This is a genomic window from Cupriavidus sp. 8B, assembly GCF_054589115.1.
In genome coordinates this window covers 15,450-37,292 of sequence record NZ_BAAILO010000258.1, presented here as the reverse complement: position 1 = coordinate 37,292, position 21,843 = coordinate 15,450, and the positions used below count along the sequence as shown (strand labels likewise).

20 protein-coding genes and 2 pseudogenes are annotated in these 21,843 nt (G+C 59.1%); 18 read left to right on the top strand and 4 right to left on the bottom strand.

Annotation, left to right across the window (positions count from 1 at the left end; genetic code table 11):
• Positions 1-11: 11 nt before the first annotated feature.
• The 8 genes and pseudogenes from purU (at position 12) to ACYP5B_RS25140 (ending at position 7,623) form a co-directional block, all read left to right on the top strand.
• Entirely contained in the window at positions 12-872 is an 861-nt protein-coding gene (gene purU / locus ACYP5B_RS25175; protein WP_459571486.1) for a formyltetrahydrofolate deformylase, read from the top strand.
• 76 nt (positions 873-948) lie between these two features.
• Positions 949-2,154 carry a formaldehyde dehydrogenase, glutathione-independent gene (gene fdhA, locus ACYP5B_RS25170; protein WP_459571485.1) on the top strand — a complete coding sequence of 402 codons (1,206 nt, stop codon included), beginning with the start codon at positions 949-951 and terminating at the stop codon, positions 2,152-2,154.
• Positions 2,155-2,283: 129 nt separating this feature from the next.
• Positions 2,284-2,457: pseudogene (locus ACYP5B_RS25165) on the top strand (c-type cytochrome); the annotation flags it as partial.
• 278 nt (positions 2,458-2,735) lie between these two features.
• Entirely contained in the window at positions 2,736-3,152 is a 417-nt protein-coding gene (locus ACYP5B_RS25160; protein WP_459571484.1) for a 4-hydroxyphenylacetate 3-hydroxylase N-terminal domain-containing protein, read from the top strand.
• Positions 3,153-3,218: 66 nt separating this feature from the next.
• On the top strand, positions 3,219-3,839 hold the full coding sequence (locus tag ACYP5B_RS25155; protein WP_459571483.1) for a 4-hydroxyphenylacetate 3-hydroxylase N-terminal domain-containing protein: 621 nt from the start codon (positions 3,219-3,221) through the stop codon (positions 3,837-3,839).
• 219 nt (positions 3,840-4,058) lie between these two features.
• Positions 4,059-5,723, top strand: a complete 1,665-nt coding sequence (locus ACYP5B_RS25150) for a methyl-accepting chemotaxis protein (RefSeq protein ID WP_459571482.1) — start codon at positions 4,059-4,061, stop codon at positions 5,721-5,723.
• A gap of 26 nt (positions 5,724-5,749) precedes the next feature.
• Entirely contained in the window at positions 5,750-6,721 is a 972-nt protein-coding gene (locus ACYP5B_RS25145) for a helix-turn-helix domain-containing protein (RefSeq protein ID WP_459571481.1), read from the top strand.
• A 398-nt stretch (positions 6,722-7,119) separates the two neighbouring features.
• Complete coding sequence (locus ACYP5B_RS25140) at positions 7,120-7,623, top strand: flavin reductase family protein (protein WP_459571480.1); 504 nt, start codon at positions 7,120-7,122, stop codon at positions 7,621-7,623.
• Between the two features lie 52 nt (positions 7,624-7,675).
• On the opposite strand, the gene ACYP5B_RS25135 is transcribed toward ACYP5B_RS25140, so the two are convergent.
• Complete coding sequence (locus tag ACYP5B_RS25135) at positions 7,676-8,584, bottom strand: sterol desaturase family protein (protein ID WP_459571479.1); 909 nt, start codon at positions 8,582-8,584, stop codon at positions 7,676-7,678.
• Positions 8,585-8,723: 139 nt separating this feature from the next.
• Between ACYP5B_RS25135 and ACYP5B_RS25130 the strand changes: the two genes are divergently transcribed.
• The 5 genes from ACYP5B_RS25130 to ACYP5B_RS25110 all read left to right on the top strand — a co-directional run bounded on the left by ACYP5B_RS25130 (position 8,724) and on the right by ACYP5B_RS25110 (position 15,849).
• Positions 8,724-9,650, top strand: a complete 927-nt coding sequence (locus ACYP5B_RS25130; RefSeq protein WP_459571478.1) for a LysR family transcriptional regulator — start codon at positions 8,724-8,726, stop codon at positions 9,648-9,650.
• Entirely contained in the window at positions 9,647-10,687 is a 1,041-nt protein-coding gene (locus tag ACYP5B_RS25125) for an AraC family transcriptional regulator (protein ID WP_459571477.1), read from the top strand. Before ACYP5B_RS25130 ends, ACYP5B_RS25125 begins: the two co-directional genes overlap by 4 nt.
• Before the next feature lie 263 nt (positions 10,688-10,950).
• Positions 10,951-12,435 (top strand): coniferyl aldehyde dehydrogenase, encoded by a 1,485-nt coding sequence (locus ACYP5B_RS25120; protein WP_459571476.1) that lies wholly within the window; start codon positions 10,951-10,953, stop codon positions 12,433-12,435.
• 371 nt (positions 12,436-12,806) lie between these two features.
• A complete protein-coding gene (locus ACYP5B_RS25115; RefSeq protein ID WP_459571475.1) occupies positions 12,807-14,399 on the top strand; it encodes a GMC family oxidoreductase in 1,593 nt (530 codons plus the stop codon).
• 352 nt (positions 14,400-14,751) lie between these two features.
• The gene (locus ACYP5B_RS25110; protein ID WP_459571571.1) at positions 14,752-15,849 is read left to right on the top strand and encodes an aldehyde dehydrogenase family protein; all 1,098 of its coding nucleotides are present in this window, start codon (positions 14,752-14,754) and stop codon (positions 15,847-15,849) included.
• Here ACYP5B_RS25110 and tnpA read toward each other — a convergent pair.
• Complete coding sequence (gene tnpA, locus ACYP5B_RS25105) at positions 15,761-16,165, bottom strand: IS66-like element accessory protein TnpA (RefSeq protein ID WP_459571474.1); 405 nt, start codon at positions 16,163-16,165, stop codon at positions 15,761-15,763. The two genes, ACYP5B_RS25110 and tnpA, sit on opposite strands and share 89 nt — an antisense overlap.
• 21 nt (positions 16,166-16,186) lie before the next feature.
• Between tnpA and ACYP5B_RS25100 the strand changes: the two genes are divergently transcribed.
• Entirely contained in the window at positions 16,187-16,645 is a 459-nt protein-coding gene (locus tag ACYP5B_RS25100) for a hypothetical protein (RefSeq protein ID WP_459571473.1), read from the top strand.
• 693 nt (positions 16,646-17,338) lie between these two features.
• Here ACYP5B_RS25100 and ACYP5B_RS25095 read toward each other — a convergent pair.
• Together ACYP5B_RS25095 and ACYP5B_RS25090 are read right to left on the bottom strand one after the other, a co-directional pair.
• A complete protein-coding gene (locus tag ACYP5B_RS25095) occupies positions 17,339-18,316 on the bottom strand; it encodes a zinc-binding alcohol dehydrogenase family protein (RefSeq protein WP_400092693.1) in 978 nt (325 codons plus the stop codon).
• Between the two features lie 211 nt (positions 18,317-18,527).
• Positions 18,528-19,379, bottom strand: coding sequence for an alpha/beta fold hydrolase (locus ACYP5B_RS25090; RefSeq protein WP_459571472.1), 852 nt, complete (start codon positions 19,377-19,379; stop codon positions 18,528-18,530).
• Positions 19,380-19,518: 139 nt separating this feature from the next.
• Between ACYP5B_RS25090 and ACYP5B_RS25085 the strand changes: the two genes are divergently transcribed.
• From ACYP5B_RS25085 to ACYP5B_RS25070, 4 genes and pseudogenes are all read left to right on the top strand, one after another.
• Positions 19,519-20,133 carry a CGNR zinc finger domain-containing protein gene (locus ACYP5B_RS25085; protein WP_400092696.1) on the top strand — a complete coding sequence of 205 codons (615 nt, stop codon included), beginning with the start codon at positions 19,519-19,521 and terminating at the stop codon, positions 20,131-20,133.
• Positions 20,134-20,242: 109 nt separating this feature from the next.
• A pseudogene (locus ACYP5B_RS25080) lies at positions 20,243-20,441 on the top strand (haloacid dehalogenase type II); the annotation flags it as partial.
• Between the two features lie 59 nt (positions 20,442-20,500).
• Positions 20,501-20,920 (top strand): VOC family protein, encoded by a 420-nt coding sequence (locus ACYP5B_RS25075; protein WP_459571471.1) that lies wholly within the window; start codon positions 20,501-20,503, stop codon positions 20,918-20,920.
• Between the two features lie 112 nt (positions 20,921-21,032).
• Complete coding sequence (locus tag ACYP5B_RS25070; RefSeq protein WP_459571470.1) at positions 21,033-21,833, top strand: DUF427 domain-containing protein; 801 nt, start codon at positions 21,033-21,035, stop codon at positions 21,831-21,833.
• Positions 21,834-21,843: the final 10 nt, after the last annotated feature.

Sequence of the window (21,843 nt, the reverse complement as noted above, 5' to 3'; positions counted from 1 at the left end):
CTAATTCGGCTATGAAACTCCCAGATTATGTAATGCGCTTGGCGTGCAGGAACCGCCCCGGCATCGTCGCCGCAGTTACCACGCGGCTGTTTGAGGCGGGCTTTGATATCCTGGATTCGCAACAGTTCGATGATACTGACAGCGACAGCTTTTTCGTTCGCATGCACTTCCAGGCAACCGATCCAAACGTCACGAGCGACATCGAATCGCTGATGCAGCCGATGGTGGCGAGATTCGATATGAGCATCACCGTTCAACACTGCGATCAGAAGCGGCGCGTCCTGATCATGACCTCAAAGGCAGATCATTGCCTGGCGGACCTTCTCTACCGGTGGCGCACGGGTGAGATTCCGATGAATGTAGTGGCCATCGTTTCCAATCATCCACGCGAAGCGTTCAGCCATCTGGATCTGCATGACATCCCGTTTCACTGGCTACCGGTAGGCGAGGGTGGAAAGAGTGTCCAGGAGGAAAGGGTGTTGCAGCTTATCCGCGAATCGAAAGCGGATCTGGTGGTGCTAGCTCGCTATATGCAGATTCTCTCGGATCATCTGGCTGAGAATCTCAGAGGGAAATGTATAAATATTCATCATTCATTTCTCCCGGGCTTCAAGGGCGCAAAGCCATACCATCAGGCGTACGAGCGTGGTGTGAAGCTGATCGGTGCGACTGCGCACTACGTCACGGCAGACCTCGATGAAGGGCCGATCATTGAGCAGGATGTCGAGCGTATCAGCCATCGGGACATGCCGGATCAACTGGTGCGAAAGGGGAGGGACATCGAACGCCGCGTACTTGCGCGAGCCGTCCGATACCATCTCGAGGACCGAGTACTGCTCAACGGACGCAAAACCGTGGTGTTTCCCGGATAAGCGCGACAGAAATAATGCTGACGCGCGTCTATATCAGAGCGCGCGATTCTTTTCAATGTTCTGGACGGAGGTGTAGATGACTGTGAATCGTGGCGTCGTATACGTTAAGCAAGGGTTGGTTGAGGTGCAGTCGATCCCCTTTCCAAAGTTGGAAACGCCGCACGGCAGGAAGATCGAGCACGGCGTAATTCTAAAGGTGGTGTCGACGAATATTTGCGGCTCCGATCAGCACATGGTCCGTGGCCGTACTACAGCCCCGGCGGGATTGGTTCTCGGACACGAGATCACCGGTGAGGTGCTTGAAGTTGGTCGTGACGTGGAAACGCTCAAGGTTGGTGACCTGGTGTCCGTTCCGTTTAACGTGGCCTGCGGCCGCTGCAGGACTTGCAAGGAGCAACATACGGGTGTCTGCCTGAGTGTCAATCCCTCGCGGGCTGGCGGCGCTTACGGTTATGTCGATATGGGAGGATGGATTGGCGGCCAAGCGGAGTACGTCATGGTGCCGTACGCGGACTTCAATTTGCTGCGTTTCCCGGACAGCGCCCAGGCGATGGGAAAGATTAAAGACCTAACCTGCCTGTCTGACATCCTGCCGACCGGTTACCACGGGGCAGTGACGGCGGGCGTTGTCCCTGGCGCAACCGTCTATATCGCGGGGGCTGGACCGGTGGGGTTGGCTGCAGCAGCCTCCGCACGCTTGCTGGGCGCGGCGGTAGTCATCGTGGGCGACGTCAATTCTGCCCGACTGGAGCATGCAGGCAAAGTCGGCTTCCATACCGTCGATTTGTCATTGGACGCAACGCTCGCTGAGCAGATCGAGCAGATCCTTGGCACTCCGGAGGTGGATTGCGCTGTGGATTGCGTGGGCTTTGAGGCGCGCGGTCACGGCCATGAAGGTTCTCAGATAGAGGCGCCAGCCATCGTGCTCAACTCCCTCATGGAGGTTACACGCGCGGCTGGGAAGATTGGTATTCCTGGCTTGTATGTGACAGATGATCCCGGCGCCGTGGACGACGCTGCCAAACGCGGCAGCCTGTCGGTACGTCTAGGACTGGGATGGGCGAAGTCTCATAGCTTCCACACCGGCCAGACGCCAGTGATGAAGTACAACCGCGCGCTGATGCAAGCAATCCTTTGGGACAGGATCAATATCGCGGACGTAGTGAATGTACAGGTCATCTCCTTGGAGCAGGCGCCCGAGGGCTATTCGGCATTCGACGCCGGCGTGCCGAAGAAGTTCGTCATAGACCCGCACGGATTGTTGAAGGGGGCCGCTTGCTAGCATAGCCGCCCTCAGACGGCGCCGGACCGACGTTGACTCGGCGCCGTCTTCACGGGCCGCTGTGGATGCGGGACTTCGGGGTGGCGGTTCCCTCTCGTGCAGGTGGGGGAGAAGCAGATCGATATGCACAGTGCTTACATCGAGAACCTCGACAAGTTCGTCTTCAAGGGACCCGCGATGGCGCGCGGTATGCCCGACTTCTCTGGCAAGTTGAGCAAGGAAGACGTCGAGAAGATCCAGGCGTTCATCCAGGGCACGGCGGATTCAATCAGGCCCAAGGCGGTCGCAGATTCGGCACGGTGAGTGGCTCGCGGGCGGCGCCGACGACGGTCGCCTGATTGGACTGCCTGCCGACACCTGCTGGCGGTCGAAACCCGTTGCATTCAATAGCTCCGCTGCAACAGCTATGAGCCGGCGGAGCTCGATGAGCCCGTGGTAACGGGACGCGCGTTGATCCAATCCAGGCTGGAGAACTTCCAGCCCGGCAAAGCAGGGTGCCACTTCGTACATCAAAATCTCAGTCACCCAGCCGTGATCTCTATCTAGATGTCGGCTGGTCGCAAACGAACTGGGAGACAAGCATGGCGGTGAGAAGTGGGAATGAGTATCTGAGCGGTCTGGAAGACGGGCGTACGCTATGGTTCGGCGATCGACAGGTTTCGCCAATGAGTGAGCCGGCTTTCGCCGGGTCCGTACGCGGAATTGCAGGCTATTTCGACTGGCAGAAACTGCACGCTCAGGATTGTTTGACAACTGATCCCGAAACCGGAGAGGTGATGAGCGCCAGCTTGCTGGTGCCCAGGTCAAAGGAAGACCTTGCTATCCGGCATCGCTGTTTCGATCGGCTGGCGCGCTATTCAGTGGGGATGATGGGGCGCACCCCGGACTATGTGAACGTGACATTGGCTGGCTTTGTGGGGCGCTCGGACGTCATGTCCAGCAGCGGTGATGCGGAGCCGGCGTCCAACCGGCGATTGACCGCAGCGTTGACGAACTGAGCGGCCTGAACGCCGAACTGGCGCTGCGCGTCGTGGGCCGCACTGATACCGGCGTTATTGTGCGCGGTGCCAAGGTTTCTAGCTACCATGGGGCCGTTTGCCGACGAAATGTTTGTCTATCCGTCGTCGCCGCTCCCTCCCCATGCCGATCCTGCATGCGCTCTGATGTTCTCCGTACCAGTCGGTACCAAAGGATTGATCCAGGTTTGCCGAGATCACTACGGCCAAGGCGACGTAGCCGACCGGCCGTTCTCTTCCCGATTCGATGAGCAGGACTCCTTTGTGATCTTCGATGACGTGGAGATCCCGTATGAGCGGCTGTTTATTGACGGGGACATTGCAGCGTATAACGCCTTGATCAAAGCAGGCTGGTACGCCAATATCGCACAGCAGACAAATGTGAGGGCGGCTGTCAAGCTCGAGTTCGCTTACGATCTCGGTTGCCAGATGGCAGAGGTCATGAACGCTGCGAAGCGGCCTGAGGTTGCTCTCGCGCTAGGTGAACTGCTCGAGTACGCCCGTCTCACTCGGGCTTCGGTCGCAGCAGGAGAAGCGCAAGCACGCGAGTGGGGTAACGGCACCTGGTTTATGGCAGATTCCGCCACTTTTCTGCGGCCACCATCTCCATGCGGAGGGGCGTTCAAAATATGTTTCGATATCAAGGCGCTTAAAGCAGTTCTACCGTGAGGTGGTGCGGGGCGATCTGGCGTTGACCCACTGCCAAACTCATTCGTCAACGGCTGCAATGGGAATCCGTGTAGGGACAAATACTGATTAGTTTCCAGCGATTACTGGGATCGGTAAATATAGGATATCACACCAAGAATTCGCGCCGAAGCCGCGTAGTGCGGACGGGGATCTGCGGATCCGGATGCTCGCAACCACACGGGCGTCAAAAAGCTAAGAATGAAACTGGAGGAGGAGATGCGGCGCTTGCTGATTCTGGGGATTGGAGGGCGCCTGACAGTGGCCTTTTCTGCTTTGGTACTACTTCTGGCAGGTGTGACGACGCTTGGGGTTCTGTCACTTCGCGCAATGAATGGAGCTATGCAGACGGTGGTGCGGTCGGGCGTAGTCGAACTTGGGCGCATTAAAGAAGGGGCGCAGTCTAGCGGAATCCTGGTGCGGGACGCAGCCTTGTTGGAGGATTCGGTCATTGCCCAACGCAACGCCGAACTTGTCGAGAAGCAGCGCAAACTCATGTCCGCTACCTTGGAGCGGCTCGACGAGCTAATGGGATCGGGGACGGACGTCCCACTAAAAGAGGACCTCCGCCAGCTCAAGTCGGTGGGGGCATCCTACGACGATCAGCTCGACGCAGTGCTGGTAAAACTGCGCAGCGGCGATTTCGGTGGTGCGCGCGAGGCGTTGCTCGTTGCGCTTCCCAGGGTCCAAGGGCTGTACTTCGACAAGCTGAACGAATTGACCGACTCCCGTCGCCAGATCGCACTAGATGCAATGACGGTTGAGTACGGGCTCTACGAGAGGGCGCGAAGTCTTTTGATCGGCTTGGCTGCGGCTGCGGCGGCGCTGGCGGTGGTCCTTGGGGCTTGCATCACGATCTCGATTACGCGCCCTGCGCGCCGCGTGCTGGCTGCTGCGGAAGCACTCGCCGAGGGCAAGCTGGCGCCGGATATCAAAGTGCGTATCGACGACGAAATGGGGCGCATGTCGGCCGCGCTGCGGCACGCGATTGCGTCCCTATGCGTAATGATTCAGGGAATCCAGTCCGTAGCCGCAGCGATTGATGGCGCGTCCCGCGAGATTGCACAAGGCAATATGGATTTGTCGCAGCGTACCGAAGAGCAAGCGTGTTCGCTCGAGCAGATGGTAGGTTCGATGGAACAGTTGACTTCCTTCGTACGGAAGAACGTGGATAGCGTGCGCCAGACGCACCAGTTGGCGGCCGATGCTTCGGCGATCGCGTACGCGGGCGGACAGGCTGTTCGCAGTGTGGTCGATACAATGCGCAGCATATCGGCATCGTCTTGCAAGGTGGCGGAGATCATCGGTGTGATCGAAGGCATTGCCTTTCAGACCAATATTCTGGCACTCAACGCGGCAGTTGAGGCCGCGCGCGCCGGGGAGGGGGGCCGTAGCTTCGCTGTGGTGGCGGCCGAGGTGCGAAATCTGGCTCAACGCTCGGCGGCAGCGGCCAAGGAGATTGGCTGGCTGATCGAGGATTCCGTAGAGCAGGTGGCCGGTGGTGCGCGCCAGGTCGACCAAGCCGCCGGCACCATGAGTGAGATCGTCGAGGCCGTCAAGCAGTTGAGCGATATCATGGGCGGAATCGCCGCCGCGAGCGAGGAGCAGTCGTCGCGCATCGAGGAAGTCAACCTTGCTATCGCAAGGATGGAAGGCGTGACCCAGCAGAATGCGGCCTTAGTCGAACAAGCGGCGGCAGCGGCAGACAGCCTGCAGCAGCAATCGGCGGAGTTGGTGGCAGAGGTCAGCCGGTTCGAGGTGATGCCCCCAGTTGGTCAGCGGGCCGACACCTATGTGCCAGGTACGTCGGCGGCCCAGCACAAAGTGACCGCGCGCGAAGTTGTGGCGGTGGCGCGATCAGCCTGACGTTACGGTAAAAAGGTAGCTCGATCATGGTTGAACTGGATCTGACACAAGTGATGGTGGCGCAGAGGGCTAGCGTCTGGCAAGAATGGCACTCGGGTCTATTCAAGGATCGGGTTAGGTTGGGCCCTCCGCCGGTGCGTCCCCCACTGGGGGGATCCATTCGGGGCGTGGGGATTGGCAGTTTTGGCCTCTATCGTGTTCGAACAGCCTTCGCGCTTGTGCGTCACGGAATGCATATCGAACTCGATCGGACGCAGCGCGAATCCGATGATCAGCATGGTCACTATGCAGTGTTCTTGCTGCTGAATGGGTCCTGCACCGTTAAGCAGGACGGGCGGGTGAATCGGCTGGCTGCTGGTGACATAGTATTTGTCAACAGTGGCCGGCCCTTCGAGAAGGAAATGGAGATTGGCTCAGAGCTTGTCTTGTTTCTCCTACCACTTCGGCTGGTTCGAGCGCACCTGCCTGATGCTTTGCGCAATGTAAATCAGCGCTTTCTGGCGGGAGCTCCCGGCACGCAGATGCTCTCTCGGCTGTTGATCTCTGCGCTCGAGATGTGTCCACTGCTGAACGTCCCGCAATGCAAGCGGCTGATGTCGATGCTGGTCGAAGCCCTCAGCCTACCCGTATTGGACCAGGACCCGGTGTCGAATCGGGACGAGGCACGCATGAGACGCGCGATGCAACACCTGGAGTCCTCCGCATTCGATTCCACCTTCAGCACGGAACAACTCGCTGCCTACATGGGGGTGAGCAGACGAAGGCTCGATGAAATATTCGTGGCTCAGTTGGGACGACCCGTGGCGCCCTTGATCTGGCAAAAACGACTGGACCGGGCTGCGGAATTGTTGGCAGCATCAAACAGCTGCGAATCCAAGGTTACCGATATCGCTTTCGATGTTGGCTTCGAGAATGTTTCTCATTTTTCCCGGGCCTTCAAAAAACACTTTGGATGCACTCCGATGGCGTGGCGCGAGGCAGCGCGGAAGGACGGGTAGAAGGATTACATCGCGTCCAAGTTCGGAGGATCGGGATGAGACCATGCGGCGTATCACGCCGATGCATGCCTGTGAGTGGGGGAAGATCGGCCTGAACGGTCCGCTCTCGCTGATTCTTTCCGCTGGCTGCGGCGAAGGCGCCGGTGCAGCAATCAAAAACAAAGCCACTTGCGGCGGGCGGATTTGTTCCAGCTAGCGCATCCTCACGAGGTTGCAAGCGGCCATACTCTGGATCTACCTACCGATGACGCTGGAATGCAGCCGGTACAGCCTCGTGAGACCGCGTTCTGACGCTCTTTCCAAATAGATCATCTTTCTCTCTCGTTTGGAGCAGCACTCGTTTGCGGGAATCAATAAGATCGATTCAGGTATTAAACCATCGATCGGAGCCATTCCAAATGTCAGATTTCTCGCCAAGTGATTTGCGCCGTGCCTTCGGGCGGTATCCTACCGGCGTTACGGTCGTAACAACACAGACTAAAGATGGGAAGAATGTCGGGTTCACGGCCAACTCCTTTACCTCGGTATCGATGTCTCCGCCTTTGGTCTTGGTCTGTTTGGATCATCGATCGACCGTGCACCAGGCATTCATTGAGGCCGGCGGCTTGGTGATCAATATCCTTGCTCAGGATCAGAAGGATACTGCCATCAGGTTTGCTTCGAAGGTTCCAGATCGTTTCGATGGAGTGCAATGGGTGACCGGAACAACAGGACTACCGGTGCTTGCACAGCATGCCGCCTACTTCGAATGCGTCCTCGACAGTGCAATCCCTGCCGGCGATCACACTATCTTTGTCGGGAGAGTGATTGCCATAGGCGACACCGAAGCTGCTCCGCTCGGATTCCATTCGGGATCGTTCAAACGCGTGTCCTGTGATGACCTCGCCAGCAGTAGCGCTTGATGTCATGGGCCTCCCGGCGAGCGCAGGCTTTGTTTGTGCTGTTCGCTGTTTGTCAGCCCGATCTCTGCCGGTCCTTGCACTGCGCGCCCGCATCGGAGTGCACTTGATTGTCCTCATACGCGCGTCCGCCGAAGCGAAGTGCCGAATGCTCGCGGTGCGACTGGACTAAGGGGTAGAACATTTGAATGTACCAGCGCTCCTGTCCGAAGAGCAGGTCGTCCTGTAAGCCAATCCCCGCGGGGTATTGCCGCGTGATATGCGCCGTGCCGAACAGGATGTCCCAAAGGAACAGGAGATTGCCGAAGTTGCCCTTGTAGTGCCCGATGCCATCGTCGTTAGTGATAGCGTGGTGTGCCCAGTGCGTTGCAGGCGTCGAGATGGTTCGCTCCAGGATCCACATTAGCGGACGCAGCGCGCGGATCCGGTACAGTGGCTCGTCCCAGCGCCATGCGCTGTGAGCCCCTAGGATCACGCTCACCTTGATGAGAAAGTACACGCCGAATACCTTAGCGAAACCCAAGTAAAGAAGAACACTGGCGATCCACAAGCCCGGCATCATCAGGTAGTAGAAGAAGTTGTTGCGGTACGTCATTCGGATGCTCATGTACTGCGCGGTGTGGTGTGCGCGGTGCAGAGGCCATAGGAGCGGCGAATGCGAAACGCGGTGCCACCAGTACTGAGTCATGTCGTCGCAGACTAGCAGGATTGCGGCCATTGCCCACCATGGCAAGTTTGCCCACGCGCCGCGCTGCTCTGGCATGAGCCAAGCACAAAGCTTGCCCGTGACCAACATGGCTACCGGCTGGGTGACCGCAACAAGGCTCACGAACATCGCCAGCTCCAGCCTGGTGTCGTCAGAGGTGGGGTGGACACTGTTTTTGTAGCGCCGCGTGGCGAACTCCATGCCGGCGAAGCCAAGCATGATGGTGACAATAAGGATGTTTTGTAGTTGCAGACTCATTGGTGGCGTCTCCTATCGCGTCTGTTATCCGAGCGGTTCCACGTCTGGACTCCCGTAGGTCTGAGCGACTTTAAGCTTGCGGGCCGAATGCGTCCAATGCATACTGGGTCGCGTGCCAATGCGTGCAGAGCAACGAAAGATGATGGAACTTCGCCGCCTCGCCCACCTCGTCGCACTTGCCGATGTACGGCATTTCGCACGAGCTGCCGAGCAGGTTCACCTCAGTCAGCCGGCTTTCAGCCGTAGCATCCAAAGCATCGAGAACGACCTAGGTATCCGGCTGTTCGACCGGGTAGTGGGAGGAGTCCAGCCGACTCCCGCTGGCGAGTTCGTGATCAAACGGGCGCGCGCGCTGCTGTTCGATGCGCGCTGTTTGCAGCGCGACGTTGATCTGTACCGCGACGGCCATTTGGGCGACACCGCATTCGGCGCAGGCCCATTTCCGGCCGCTACTCTCTTGCCGAAGGCGCTGTCTGAATTGCGTCGCCGCTATCCCAGGGTCGGGCTGCGCGTGGAGGAGAGCAATTGGCAGCAGTTGCTGGAACGCCTGCGCACTGAGCATATCGAATTCTTCGTCGCGGATGTACGGGACCTGCCGGAGGATGCGGCGCTGGAGATCCGGGTGTTAGGGACGCAACACTTCGATCTCTACATTCGGGCATCGCATCCTCTGGCCGCGAGCCAATGCACGTTGGCCGATGCCTGGGGCTACGGCGTCGCGGCAGCAAAGGTGCCGATCGCCGTGAAGGCCAAGCTGGCAAGGGCGCTTGGATTGCCAGCGGGTCAGCAAGTCGTTCTTGCGCTGGAGTGCGATGACATCGCCATCCTCCGGTCTGTTGCCCTGTCCACCGACACTGTATTGGCCGCGACGCAGGCGTCGGTACAGGCCGATATCGACGCAGGTTCGCTGCTTCCGCTGCGTATCCGGGGATGGCCATCACTGCATTCGGAAATGGGCGTCGTGAGCCTTCGCAACCGCACGCCGTCGCCCATGGCAAAAAAGGCCATCGCATGCATCGCCCAGGTCGCCAGCGAGGTCGATACACCTGTTCCATACGCGCAATGAGCAACCTGATCCGTGCCGCCGCCCTTGCGGGGTACGCTGAACTGGCGCAGTCGCTCGGGCTGGATGTTGCTCGCCAATTGCGTCGTGTCGGCCTGTCTGTGAAGTCGCTGTGTGACCCAGATGCTTTAATCCCCCATGCTGCGAAGATCGAATTACTGGAACGTTCCGCCGTGGATGCGGCTTGTCCCGACTTAGGACTGCGCCTGGCACGGCGCCAGGGCATGGATACGCTGGGCGTTGTGGCGCTGGTTTTTGAAAGCGCATCCACCTTGCGAGAGGCGATTGACCTCGCGGCGCGATACATTTACGTGCACAGCGCCGCCGCACGGCTGTCCCTGGTGCCCGTTCCCAGACATGCCAATCTCGTCGACTTGGTCCTCGCTGTCGACTTGCCCGAGGCTCGCGGCTGCGCGCAGGCGCAGGAACTCGCCCTAGCGATCGCCTGGCAATGCTTGAGTCTGGTTTGCCAGGGCGGGCTTCGTTCCCCGCAGGTGATGTTTCCGCACGCAAGGGTCGCACCCGCCGAGGTGTACGAGCAATTCTTCGGGGCACCGTGTGTCTTTGAACAGGGGAAGGCTGCCATTCGTCTGCAGAGGGGCGACCTGGAGCTACCGCTACTACGAAGCAACTCAGTGGTTCGCCACGTCGCGCAGACTTATCTCGATACGCAGTTCAGGACGCCAGACAAGCCATCCTCCGATCGTGTGCGCTTGCTGATTCGTCAATTGCTGGGGACGGGTCTCGCCACGCATCAGGAAGTCGCACGCAAGCTGGCTGTCCATCCGCGCACCATGCAGCGGCGTTTGAGCAGGGAAGGCAGCAGCTTCGAGCTACTCAAGGACGAGGTGCGGCGCACCGTCTTCAAGCAGATGATCGAGCGGCCCCAGGCGCCACCGATGGCATCGCTCGCGGCGTTGCTAGACTATGCCGAGGCATCGGCATTGACGCGCAGTTGCAGGCGTTGGTTTGGCGCGAGTCCCTCTGGCTTGCGCGCGCAGTTGCGCGAATCCGCCGCCAAGCGCGATCGCCATCGCTGATGGGCTGTTCCCTTCGTACGGGATTGCCTGAGGGCTTTCCCTAGCTGTCGCCAAAAGATAAATCAATGTCCGCAGATGTCAGGGTGAATCCGGGCGGATAGACCCATACTGGCGTCAGTAAGTGGCACCCTTTGACTCGCCCCTTGGCTTGCAGCTTCTTGCTCGCGTTCCATGGATACGCTCGCGAGGTAGCGCCAGACATTCATTTCGCATGGGGCATCGGTTCAGGTCAGGCCCATCGCCACGGTACGCAAGGACGATAGATGTTCACATCCTCGGTAAGCAGCACTGTAGTAGAAGAATGCTCCACGTTCGGGGTTCCTCCCATCGTCGCTCCCGCGGCCAATACGGCCGGAGCGCTCCATGCTAGCTTGGCATGTCAACGCCAAGCGTACTTCGCTCATCCGGTGCCTAGCCTGCGGGAGCGCAAGGCAGATCTTCGCACGCTTCAGCGCTTCATTCGGGACAACAAGCTGGCGTTGTGCGATGCCATCAGCGCAGACTACGGCAGCCGATCGCGCCACGAGACCCTGTTGGCGGAGGTATTCCCTACGCTTGACGGAATCAATCATGTCATCAAGCAGTTGCGCGGCTGGATGAAGCCGCAGCGGCGCTCGGTGGATCTTCGCGCCTTTTTCGGCGCGCGCAATCGTGTGATTCCGCAGCCCCTGGGCGTGGTCGGGGTGATCGTGCCCTGGAATTTCCCAATCAACCTGAGCTTCGGTCCTTTGACCTACATCTTCGCATCCGGCAATCGTGCCATGGTGAAGATGAGCGAGAATTCCCGCAACCTGGCCGCTCTGCTGATCGAGCGCATGCCAGCGTACTTCCCGGCTGAAAAACTCCAGTTCTTTGATGAAACGGGCGGCGTCGGCGTCGAATTCTCCAAGCTCAAGTTTGATCACCTAATGTTTACGGGATCAAGCCAGACCGGGCGTGCTGTGATGGCAGCTGCAGCGCAAAACCTGTGTCCGGTAACGTTGGAGCTGGGCGGCAAGTCGCCGGCCATTGTCTGCGACGATTTTCCCTTGCGCACGGCCGCGGAGCGCATCTTGTACGTCAAGTGCCTCAACGCCGGGCAGATCTGCACCACTGTCGACTATGCCTGGCTACCGGAGGGTCAGATTGACGAGTTCGTCCGGTTGGCGCGCGAGATTGTCGTCAAGCGCTACCCCGATCTGGCAACGCCGGACTTTACGTCGATCATCAATGCGAGCGCATTCGAGCGCCTGCTTAAAACCTTGGAAGACGCCCGTCAGCGTGGCGCCACTGTCATCCCGCTGCTGCCGGGCCTGCCATTTGATCGCGCTTCGCGGAAGATTGTGCCTCATCTGGTGCTCAACGCGCCCGACGACAGCCTCATCATGCAGCATGAAATATTCGGTCCGATCTTGCCGTTGCGGAAGTACAGATCTCTTAACACCGTGATCGAAAAGATCAACGCCGGGCCGCGCCCATTGGCTGTTTATCCTTTCAGTCTTGATCGCCGCCGGGTACAGGAGGTGCTGAATCGTGTGATGTCCGGCGGTGTCTCTGTCAACGATGCGCTCTTCCACGTCGGCCAGCACGATCTACCATTCGGCGGCGTTGGTGAGTCGGGAATGGGCCATTACCACGGAAAGGAAGGGTTCGACGCTTTCTCGAAGCTGCGCCCTGTCTTCTATCAGGCGCGCTTCAGTTCGCTCAAGTTCCTGACGCCACCTTATGGGCGCTTTGCCGATAGAGTTCTGTCATTTCTAACGAAGTAGCGCAGGCCGTGTGCTGGAATTTCGGTGTCCGAAGATCGTGGTAGAAGGGGGGGGATGCCGAATTCGAGCGCGTCCATGTCTTGCCGGCTCGGGGGATCGAAAAGCATCCAGCATTTGCTTGAAATCAATCGACCACCCGGGTGATGACGATTGGCATGAGGACATCATACTTATATTCTGGAGACCCTCCCATGTAAGCTCAAGCAAACTTGCGCTAGCCCGCTTCTGTCGACTGCCGCGCTTCCGGTGATCGCAGCCCTTTCGAAGCCCATACAAGGCTCCGTCGCCATTTTCTCAATGCCAACCTCACCTGGTCCAATGCCAGGGCAGAAGCGAAATTCGCCGTGAACGCGGCAACTGTAGAAGATCTTATGTCCGATTACATCATCATAGGTGCCGGGTCCGCTGGTTGTATCCTGGCCAATCGTTTGAGTAGCGATCCTGCTGTGCGGGTCACTTTGATTGAGGCCGGAGGCAAGGACCGCAACCTTATGTATCGAATGCCCGCCGGATACTTTGAGCTGATGAAGTCTGGCATGGGCAACTGGAACTTTGAAACGGTGCCGCAACCGGGACTGAATGGCCGAACCATGTATGTCCCTCGCGGCAAAGTCCTGGGCGGGTCCAGTTCGATTAACGGCATGGCCGTTTCTTGGGGCAATCCCGGCGACTATGACCACTGGGAAGACCTCGGCAACCAGGGCTGGTCATTCCGTGACTGCCTGCCATACTTTAAGCGGGTGGAAAGTTTCGCTGAAGGCGACGAGGAGTTTCGTGGACGCACAGGGCCTGTCGGGATCACCCTAGCCAAAAGAATGGAGATGACTCATATCTCCAAGAGTTGGATCCAGGCGGCCGTCGAGGCTGGTCATCACTTCAACGAGGACTACAACGCCAAGACGCCTGAAGGCGTCGCCATAATGCAAGGAAACTATGCCAACGGCCTGCGCCAAAGTACCGCGCATTCGTATTTAAGGCCGGCGATGTCCCGCCCAAACCTGAAAATCATCAGCAATGCGCTCGTCTCCAGGATTGTCATAAAAGAAGGGCGCGCGGTCGGCGTCGAGTACTTCGACCGTTCGGGACTCCGTTTCTGCGAAGCGACTCGAGAGGTCATTCTTTCGGGCGGCGCGATCAATTCGCCGCAGCTGCTGCAGCTATCGGGGATCGGCAATCCAGAAGATATCAAGCCGCACGGGCTAGCCGTCAAGCATGAGTTGCCTGGCGTGGGCCGCAATTTGCGTGATCACCTTTCAATTTCCCTCAAGCAAAAGATAACCAAACCATATTCGGCCCTGTCAAGCCTCGGACCACTTGGCATGGCTTCCTCTTTTGCAAAATACCTGTTGTTCCGATCGGGTCCAGCCGCCACAAATGGACTGGAAACCTGGGCGCATGTCAAAACGCAGGCCAGCCTTGAGTATCCAGATATACAGGTGTATTGCCTTCCCCTGATGTTTTCCAATCATGGTCGCGACGTTATCCGCGAAGAAGGCTTCATGGCCGGTGTCACGGCGAGCCGTCCCATCAGCTCCGGCAGCGTCAAGATCGTCAGTGCTGATCCGACATCAGCACCAGCCATCGATCCCAATTATCTTGCCGATCTCGACGATCTCCGGGTTCTGCGCGACGGCCTTCGGATTGCACGCGACATCATCTCGCAAAAGCCTTTCGACGCATTCCGCGGCTTGGAGCTCGCTCCAGGCAAGCAGGCCACTACCGATGGGGAACTAGATCAGTACATTCGACAGAACGCCTTGTCCATCTATCACCCGGTCGGCACCTGCAAAATGGGAAATGACGACAACGCGGTAGTCGATACCTCACTCCGTGTTCGCGGCCTCGATGGTTTGAGAGTCATTGACGCGTCCATCATGCCGAAAATACCCAGCGGCAATACCAATTTCCCGGTCATGATGCTCGCCGAAAAAGGCGCTGAAATGATCATGAAAAGTCAAAAGTAGGAACTGCCACCCCCGCCTGTGATCGACGGGGGAAGCAACGAGGCCGTTGCCGGGCTTTTATCTAAGTCAAGCCGCGCTATTCACGCTGCTGTTAAAGCAGCCAGCCTGCAGCAGTTGGTGCAGGCTGGCGAACTGATCGTGACCGGCGACCCGCAGGCGCTGGGGGCCATCTCTAGCGGGCACCTTCTATCCGCCATTCCCTGTCGTTACCAGATAGCACACCATGCACATGCGAGACACCGCCGCGCCAGCCGAGGGCGTAGTACACCCTGACATTGTGCCCATGCGGGCCGCGTTCGATGTATTGAAGGCGGCCAGTGAGGCCGACCGCACGCCGCCGTAGGCCACGCGGCTGGACCGGCTGCGCCGCCTCATGGCGCTGACGGTCCAGCACCAGCATCGCATCGTCGAGGCGATCAGCGCCGATTTTGGCCACCGCTCGGAGCACGAAACGCAGATCGCCGAAATTTTCTCGACCATGGCGACGATCCGCCAGAACATACGCCATTTGCGCAACTGGATGAAACCGCGCCGCGTGGCGACGCCGATACATATGCTGCCCGGCCGCAGCCGCCTGCTGCGCCAGCCGCTGGGGGTGGTCGGCATCATCGCCCCCTGGAACTATCCGTTCCAGCTGGCTTTTACGCCGGCCGCTGCCGCTCTGGCGGCCGGCAACAGCGTGATGCTCAAGCCCAGCGATTTGACGCCGCGCCTGTCGGCACTGCTGCGTGAACTGGTGGAGCAGAGCTTCGCCACCCATGAGATGACGGTGGTGACGGGCGGCGTCGAGGTGGGCGCGGCATTTTCGGTGCTGCCGTTCGACCACCTGTTCTCCACCGGCTCCACCAGCGTGGGCCGCGTGGTGGCGCTAGCGGCGGCGCGCAATCTGACCCCGGTGACCTTGGAATTGGGGGGCAAATCGCCGGCCATTATCGGCGCGGATTGCAAGCTTGATGAAGCGGCGCCGCGTCTCGCGTACGGCAAGCTGCTCAATGCCGGCCAGACCTGCGTGGCGCCCGACTATGCACTCGTGCAACGCGAACGCGTGCCCCAATTCGTGCAAACGATGCAGCAGGCGGTGGCGGCGATGTATCCGTCGGTGGCGGACAACCCGGACTACACCAGCATCGCCACGCCGCGCCACCACGAACGCCTGCTGCGCCTGCTCGCCGACGCCCGGGACAAGGGCGCGCAGATCGTGCCGCTGGCGCCGCAGGACGGCAGTGGCGCAAGCGGCCGCATGCTGTCGCGGGTCCTGGTGCTCGACACGCACGACGGTATGGACCTGATGCGCGAGGAAATCTTCGGCCCGCTCCTGCCCGTGATCGCGTACGACACGCTGGACGAGGCGCTGGCCTACATCAACCGGGTGGAGCGTCCGCTCGCAGGACTTCCGGATCGGCACGGCCCTCAATGCTCAATTGGCCCTTGGCCAGTTGCAACCGCATAACCCCGGTGGGAGACGCTTTCGGCTGCTCGCAAGGCCTTCCTGTGGGAGGCACCGCGACCGATTCTTCGACTGCGGGTGCCCCGACTACGACAGGGAGCAGCAATGGGGCGTCGGCAACCTCAGAGGCACCGAATTGGCCTGCTCGAAACATGCGACGCCACCGGAAGACCATGTTCACGTTCAGACCGTGTTCCAGCGCCAGCTTTGACACAGACACGCCTGGCACGCAAGAAGCTTCTGCCAATCTACGTTTCAGTTCAATCGGGTGATTGCGGCTGCCGTGCGTGCGGCCCCCCCGCTTTGCTACAGACTCCAAAGCAGTCCCCGCCAGATTTTGATGGGAACTACTCTGGATAGATTCGACTATCGCTTCTACACGGCCATCAGCGGACGGTTACGAGGCAGCGAAGGCCACCGGCGATACGGGCCGCGCGCTCAATTAAAGGTGCAGCCGCCTGCGGGTGGCTTTTTCGTCGCAACCGTCCATGCCGATAACTATTCTTATCAGCATGAGGATTCGGAATGCAAAATTGGTCGGTTCAAGATTGGGTCGGACCGAATTCCAGCGAAATCAACGGCTTGTGTTAAGGCTAGGTTCGGTTGGCCAGCCGTTGCGGGAGCGCCGCCGGCCGGGTTACGTGGTCATTGCCGGTACTGCCTGATCGCTTCGCAACGGGTCAGCAGAAAGTTCGGAGAGTTGCTGCTCGGCGTGATGCTGGAAGTTGGCCAAGGATTCGATACGGAGAAGTTCGGAACGATGGACACATCCGAATCCCTTATCGGGCGCGGCTCATAGCTCCAAAACCGTGTCCATGCCAGATGGCTCTAATCGACCCCTTGCCGTCATTCGCTATGCCGGACCGGCAACGGCCGTTCCCAAAATCGAGCGGACTTTCGTCAAGAGCCAGTTAACGACTCTCGCTCAGCCTAAAAAGGCTTTGGATGTCTTAACGAAGTGAGGTGCACTCCGCAACGTAGCTCCTCCCTAATGTCCACTCTGGCCGATTTGCGAAGGCTGTGATCGGAGGGCGACCGACCGTAGCCGACTTCACGGTCGTTTGACGGTGCCAGGTCGAACGGCCACTATGGCTAGGATGAGACGTCCAGTTGGGGCTTGCGTACGCGGCACCCGTCTTCAGGTTGTTGGCACTTTAGAGTCGTCGGCCAGCAACCGGAACGAAAGGTAGGAAGCTATTGGACGCGGTTCTCGCTTTGCGGTGGCAGCATCAGGTTCATCAACCGCAAGTATTTCGAGCAGCCTGTTACTCCTTACTGAGAATGTCTCAAGGAACTGGCCTGCGCTGTCATGAGGATCGAAACCGCCCAAGGCGGCGCCCACCCGGGTCCTGGTTTGCGTTGCAGAGCGTGGCCAAAATTTCGTCAAAAATTTGTCATTCTCCAGTTGGACGAATGCCAGCCCGCGCCCTGCCTATGTAGCACGACCGCGCCTCCGCGCGATCGCCGACGGCGTCCAGCCGAATCGGAACGTTCACTCGTCATGCACAACTACCATCTTGCCCTTTGCTTCGTTGGCTTCCATGATACGGTGCGCCTCGGGAACCTCGTCGAAACGGAAAACCCGCCACGGCTTTGCTGAATACTTCCCCGCCGCGATGTCAGCGGCGATCGCTTGAAGTGGCACATCCGACAGTGGGAAACCCGGTGTCCCGAACACGAAGCTGCCGAAGAACGTGAAGTCCACGCCGCTCGGCATCTGCAGCAGGGGATTGAAATCGGCAATCGGCGCCAGTCCGCCAAGCCAGCCCGCCAGACATACTTTTCCGTCACGGCGAACCATGGACAGCGAATCCAGCAGCGTGCTGTTACCGACTAGATCCAGCACCGCATCCAGTTGCTTGCGCTCCGCGATATGCTGGGAAAGATCGGGGCGTTCGATCTCACAACGGCTTACCCCAAGCGCCTTCAGTTGCTCAAAGCTCGATGTGCTGACCGTGGTGCCAATTACCGTCAACCCCGCATTCACCGCCAGGTTCACTGCGGCAAGCCCGAATGCAGACGACGCGCCGCGAATCACAATAGTCTGCCCACGCTGAATTTTCAGGTTACGGAACAGACATGTCCACGCTGTTGCGTATGACTGCGGAATGGCAGCTAGCTCCGCCCACGAAAGATCCGACTCGATCACCGCCACGTTGCTCGCCTGTACGCGTGTGTACTCCGCGTAGCTCCCATTGATCGTACGACCAAGGCCGCCCATCATTGTCGCCACTTTGGTGCCCACGGCGAACTCGCCGCCAGGGCATGATTCAACGATACCGACACACTCAATGCCGCTCACCGGTGCGGCTTCAGCCCATTCGCCGCGACGCATGTGCAACTCAGCATGGTTAATGCCGAACGCCTTGATCTTGATTACTACGGTTCCTTCCTTTGGCTCGGGCTTCGGGATTTCCTTGTATACCAAGGCTTCGAGGCCACCAAAACCTTCTAGAACAATCGCTCTCACGTCACTACTCCTAAAACACTGCCGGCAGGTAAAGCCGACTTTCGATAAACTTTTTCATCACTTGCCCCATCAGGTGGCACCGCTTCTCCACAAGCAACGCGGTATAGACGAGTCCGTCAAGACCCCGAAGTTTTTGAGCACCGTTTCGCGTATGTGGCTACTCCTTTGATTGACACCGGCTTGTGAAACCGGCCCAGGGAGTCCGCGGTCATCAAATCAGGAAATCAGAAATCGCCGCGGCAATGTCTGCGGCATGCGTCTCCAGCGCGAAGTGGCCGGTATCGAAGAAGCGGACTTCCGCAGTGGGGATGTCGCGCTTGAATGCCTCAGCCCCTGCGGGCAGGAAGAACGGATCGTTCTTTCCCCAGACTGCAAGGAACGGAGGCTTGTGGTTGCGGAAATACTGCTGGAATGCGGGATACAGCGCGACGTTGCTCTGGTAGTCGCCGAACAGGTCAAGCTGGATCTCGTCTGCCCCGGGACGGCTCAGATAGTAGTCGTCCAGCGAGTATCCGTCTGGGGATACCGACGTCGTATTGCTTACGCCGTGCGTGTACTGCCAAACGGTGGTCTCCTTCGTCAGCATGACGCGAAGTGCCTCCCGATTGGCTTGGGAAGCGTCCTGCCAATAGGCCCGAATCGGGTTCCATCCGTCGCTCAATCCTTCTTCATAGGCGTTTCCGTTCTGCGAAATGATCGCGGTGATCCGTTCGGGATGCTTGAGCGCAAGCCGAAATCCCGTAGGCGCACCGTAGTCGAAGACATACACCGCGAACAGGTCGAACCCGATCACCTCGGTAAAGCGGTCGATCACGTTCGCGATGTTGTCAAACGTGTACGCGAAGGTGTCGCGGCCTGGCATGTCGGAGAGACCAAATCCCGGCAGATCCGGCGCGACGATGTGGAAGCGATCCTCCAGCCGGGGGATCAGGTCCCGGAACATGTGGCTCGAACTCGGAAAGCCATGCAGAAGCAGCAACTTGGGCGCGCCCGCCCGGCCGGATTCCCGATAGAACACCTTGAATCCGTCGACGTCGGCATGGCGATAAGCGATGGTGGACATGGTTTCCCCTCCATTGAGTTGATGACCGGTGTTGTGTAACCCGTCAAATGACTGATTACAGGTTACAAATGCATTGGTAACTTGTCAAGACGATTTTTAGCGGTTACGCTTCAGGCATCGTGGACAGAGGCCTTTCGACATGGACTACCGACAGATTCCGGCGATCTTCGTCGCCGATGCGCCAGGGCTCGATTTCCTGAACTCGGTCGCGACGCCCGTTGATGAGCAGGTCGACTGGATCAGCGACGGCGAGGGGTTGTTGGCCTGGCTGGAACAGGCTGGACTCGTGCCTACCGAGGTGCTCGGAGCGATGCGGTCACAGTACACCCCTGCGGAACTGGATGAAATAGCAGCGAAGGCTCGCGGCCTGCGGGAGTGGTTCAGGGGATTTGTGCAGAAGAAAAAAGGACGCCCTCTGCTCGTCAAGGATTTGAAGGAACTCGAACCCTTGAACCGTTTGCTCGAGCGTGATGAGCAACATGGAGAAATCGTTGCCAATGCGGATTCGGGGTTAGCCATTCGTGCCAAGCGGCGTTGGAAATCACCTGAGTCGTTGCTGATGCCGATAGCCGAGGCCCTGGCAAAGCTCGTGTGCGAGGAAGATTTTAAGTACGTGAAGGCCTGTGAGGGCAAGGATTGCACGCTGACGTTCGCAGACCGCACGCGCGGGCACGCCCGCAGGTGGTGCAGCATGGCAAGTTGCGGCAACCGCGCCAAGGTTGCGGCACACCGCAAGCGGCTCAAGGAGGGGTAGACGGAAATATGGACTACATTAAGGCTATCGCATTTGACCTGTATGGGACGCTGTGCGACGTCCACAACAGTCGCTGAGCGGTGCGAGGATCTGTTCCCAGGCAACGGACTACGGACTTGCGGAGCAGGCGTTTGGCGTCACGCGAGCCTCGATCGCCTTTGTGTCGTCAAATGCATGGGATACAACAGGCGCGCGTTACTTCGGTTTTTCGACATGCTGGATCAATCGCACCGGCGTTGCCTGAGGAAATGGGGCAGAAGCCCGATTGGGAGGTGAGCGGCCTCGACGGTTTGCTGAAGTTGTTTTGACGCAGCTTTTCCGCAGTCGGTCAGGCCGCAGTGGTTGGAGATTACCTGCAGGAGTCGTGATGCTGGCATTGGAAGTAGTTCTGCTACCTGTCACCGACGTCGATCGTGCGCTAGCTTTTTATACCGAGAAGGTCGGCTTTGCGTTGGACGTCGACTACCATCCCACCGCCGAGTTCCGGGTTGTCCAACTCACTCCGCCTGGCTCCGCATGTTCCGTGCAACTGGTCGCTGCTGACTTGCCTGGCGGCGAGCGCAACCTGTACCTTGTTACGACCGACCTCGCGGCCGAACGGGCGAAGCTGATTGACCGTGGCGTCGCCGTCAGCACGGTCCGACACAAAAACCCGGTCGAAACATGGGCCGGCGGCTGGAGTGAGGGTCTGGATCCCCAGCGTCGTGATTACGCCAGCTTCGCCGACTTCGCCGACGTGGACGGTAACACCTGGACTCTGCAGGAACGCGGTCACCACGCGTCATGATCCCTTCTACTGGAATGAAAGGAGCGGAATTATGGGTCTATCGTGGCAACAAGGTCCTCTGAGCGGTTCATCGGTGGGGCGCTTCCTCACTCCCGGGCCGCTCCCAGAGCGAATGCTGTTTGTCGAGCCCCTTCGGCGGCGGCTCCGAGTCAAGTTCGCTGGCGAGTGGATAGCTGACAGCGAGGACGTACTGCTCCTTCACGAGCCCGCCCGCTACCCTGTGGCGTATTTTCCGCTTGCCGATGTTCGTCCAGGTGTGCTGATCAGCGAGAGCCGGCACACACGGCACCGCGATTTGGGTGAAACCGAATGGTTCACGGTAAGCGTCGGCGACCAGCGTGCTGCTCGCGGTGCGTGGCAACATACCGACTTGGCCGACTATGCCAGCGAGCTGCGCGGTCGGGTCGCATTCGCCTGGCGGGCGATGGATGCTTTCTACGAAGAAGACGACCGCATCGTCGGGCACGCTTCCGACGCCTACCACCGCATTGACATCCGCCAGAGCTCACGCCACTTGGTTGTCAAGGATGGAGCGACAGTCATTGCAGACACCTCGCGGCCGGTCGTGCTTTACGAGTCTGGTTTCGCGCCGCGCTGGTACGTGCCGCGGCAGGATATCAACGAGAGCGCGCTGATCCCAGTCGAGGGACAGACTTTCTGTCCCTATAAGGGTCTGGCAAGTTATTACGACATCGGCGAGAACAAAAAGGCGGCGTGGTCCTACCCACGTGCATGGCCTGAGGTTGCACGCGTCTCCGATCTTGTCTCCTTCGAGCCGGACAAGGTCGATGTCTTTCTCAATGATAAGAAACTCGCCCTTGAGCCGGGTCAGTCGGTCGTGCCGCACGGGATCGACCGTGGACTGGATCCCGACGAAATCCTGGAGCCGGGAAACGGTCCGGCCCGCCCCTAGCCTGCTGATC

Bases quoted from the DNA above. Each gene is read 5' to 3' on its own strand.
- ACYP5B_RS25085 (WP_400092696.1), top strand. From the start codon at position 19,519: ATGGACTACCGACAGATTCCGGCGATCTTCGTCGCCGATGCGCCAGGG.
- ACYP5B_RS25120 (WP_459571476.1), top strand. From the start codon at position 10,951: ATGTTCACATCCTCGGTAAGCAGCACTGTAGTAGAAGAATGCTCCACG.
- ACYP5B_RS25070 (WP_459571470.1), top strand. From the start codon at position 21,033: ATGCTGTTTGTCGAGCCCCTTCGGCGGCGGCTCCGAGTCAAGTTCGCT.
- ACYP5B_RS25130 (WP_459571478.1), top strand. From the start codon at position 8,724: ATGATGGAACTTCGCCGCCTCGCCCACCTCGTCGCACTTGCCGATGTA.
- ACYP5B_RS25115 (WP_459571475.1), top strand. From the start codon at position 12,807: ATGTCCGATTACATCATCATAGGTGCCGGGTCCGCTGGTTGTATCCTG.
- ACYP5B_RS25135 (WP_459571479.1), bottom strand. From the start codon at position 8,584: ATGAGTCTGCAACTACAAAACATCCTTATTGTCACCATCATGCTTGGC.
- fdhA (WP_459571485.1), top strand. From the start codon at position 949: ATGACTGTGAATCGTGGCGTCGTATACGTTAAGCAAGGGTTGGTTGAG.
- ACYP5B_RS25150 (WP_459571482.1), top strand. From the start codon at position 4,059: ATGAAACTGGAGGAGGAGATGCGGCGCTTGCTGATTCTGGGGATTGGA.
- ACYP5B_RS25160 (WP_459571484.1), top strand. From the start codon at position 2,736: ATGGCGGTGAGAAGTGGGAATGAGTATCTGAGCGGTCTGGAAGACGGG.
- ACYP5B_RS25075 (WP_459571471.1), top strand. From the start codon at position 20,501: ATGCTGGCATTGGAAGTAGTTCTGCTACCTGTCACCGACGTCGATCGT.
- purU (WP_459571486.1), top strand. From the start codon at position 12: ATGAAACTCCCAGATTATGTAATGCGCTTGGCGTGCAGGAACCGCCCC.
- ACYP5B_RS25140 (WP_459571480.1), top strand. From the start codon at position 7,120: ATGTCAGATTTCTCGCCAAGTGATTTGCGCCGTGCCTTCGGGCGGTAT.
- ACYP5B_RS25145 (WP_459571481.1), top strand. From the start codon at position 5,750: ATGGTTGAACTGGATCTGACACAAGTGATGGTGGCGCAGAGGGCTAGC.
- ACYP5B_RS25090 (WP_459571472.1), bottom strand. From the start codon at position 19,379: ATGTCCACCATCGCTTATCGCCATGCCGACGTCGACGGATTCAAGGTG.
- ACYP5B_RS25125 (WP_459571477.1), top strand. From the start codon at position 9,647: ATGAGCAACCTGATCCGTGCCGCCGCCCTTGCGGGGTACGCTGAACTG.
- ACYP5B_RS25100 (WP_459571473.1), top strand. From the start codon at position 16,187: ATGGGAACTACTCTGGATAGATTCGACTATCGCTTCTACACGGCCATC.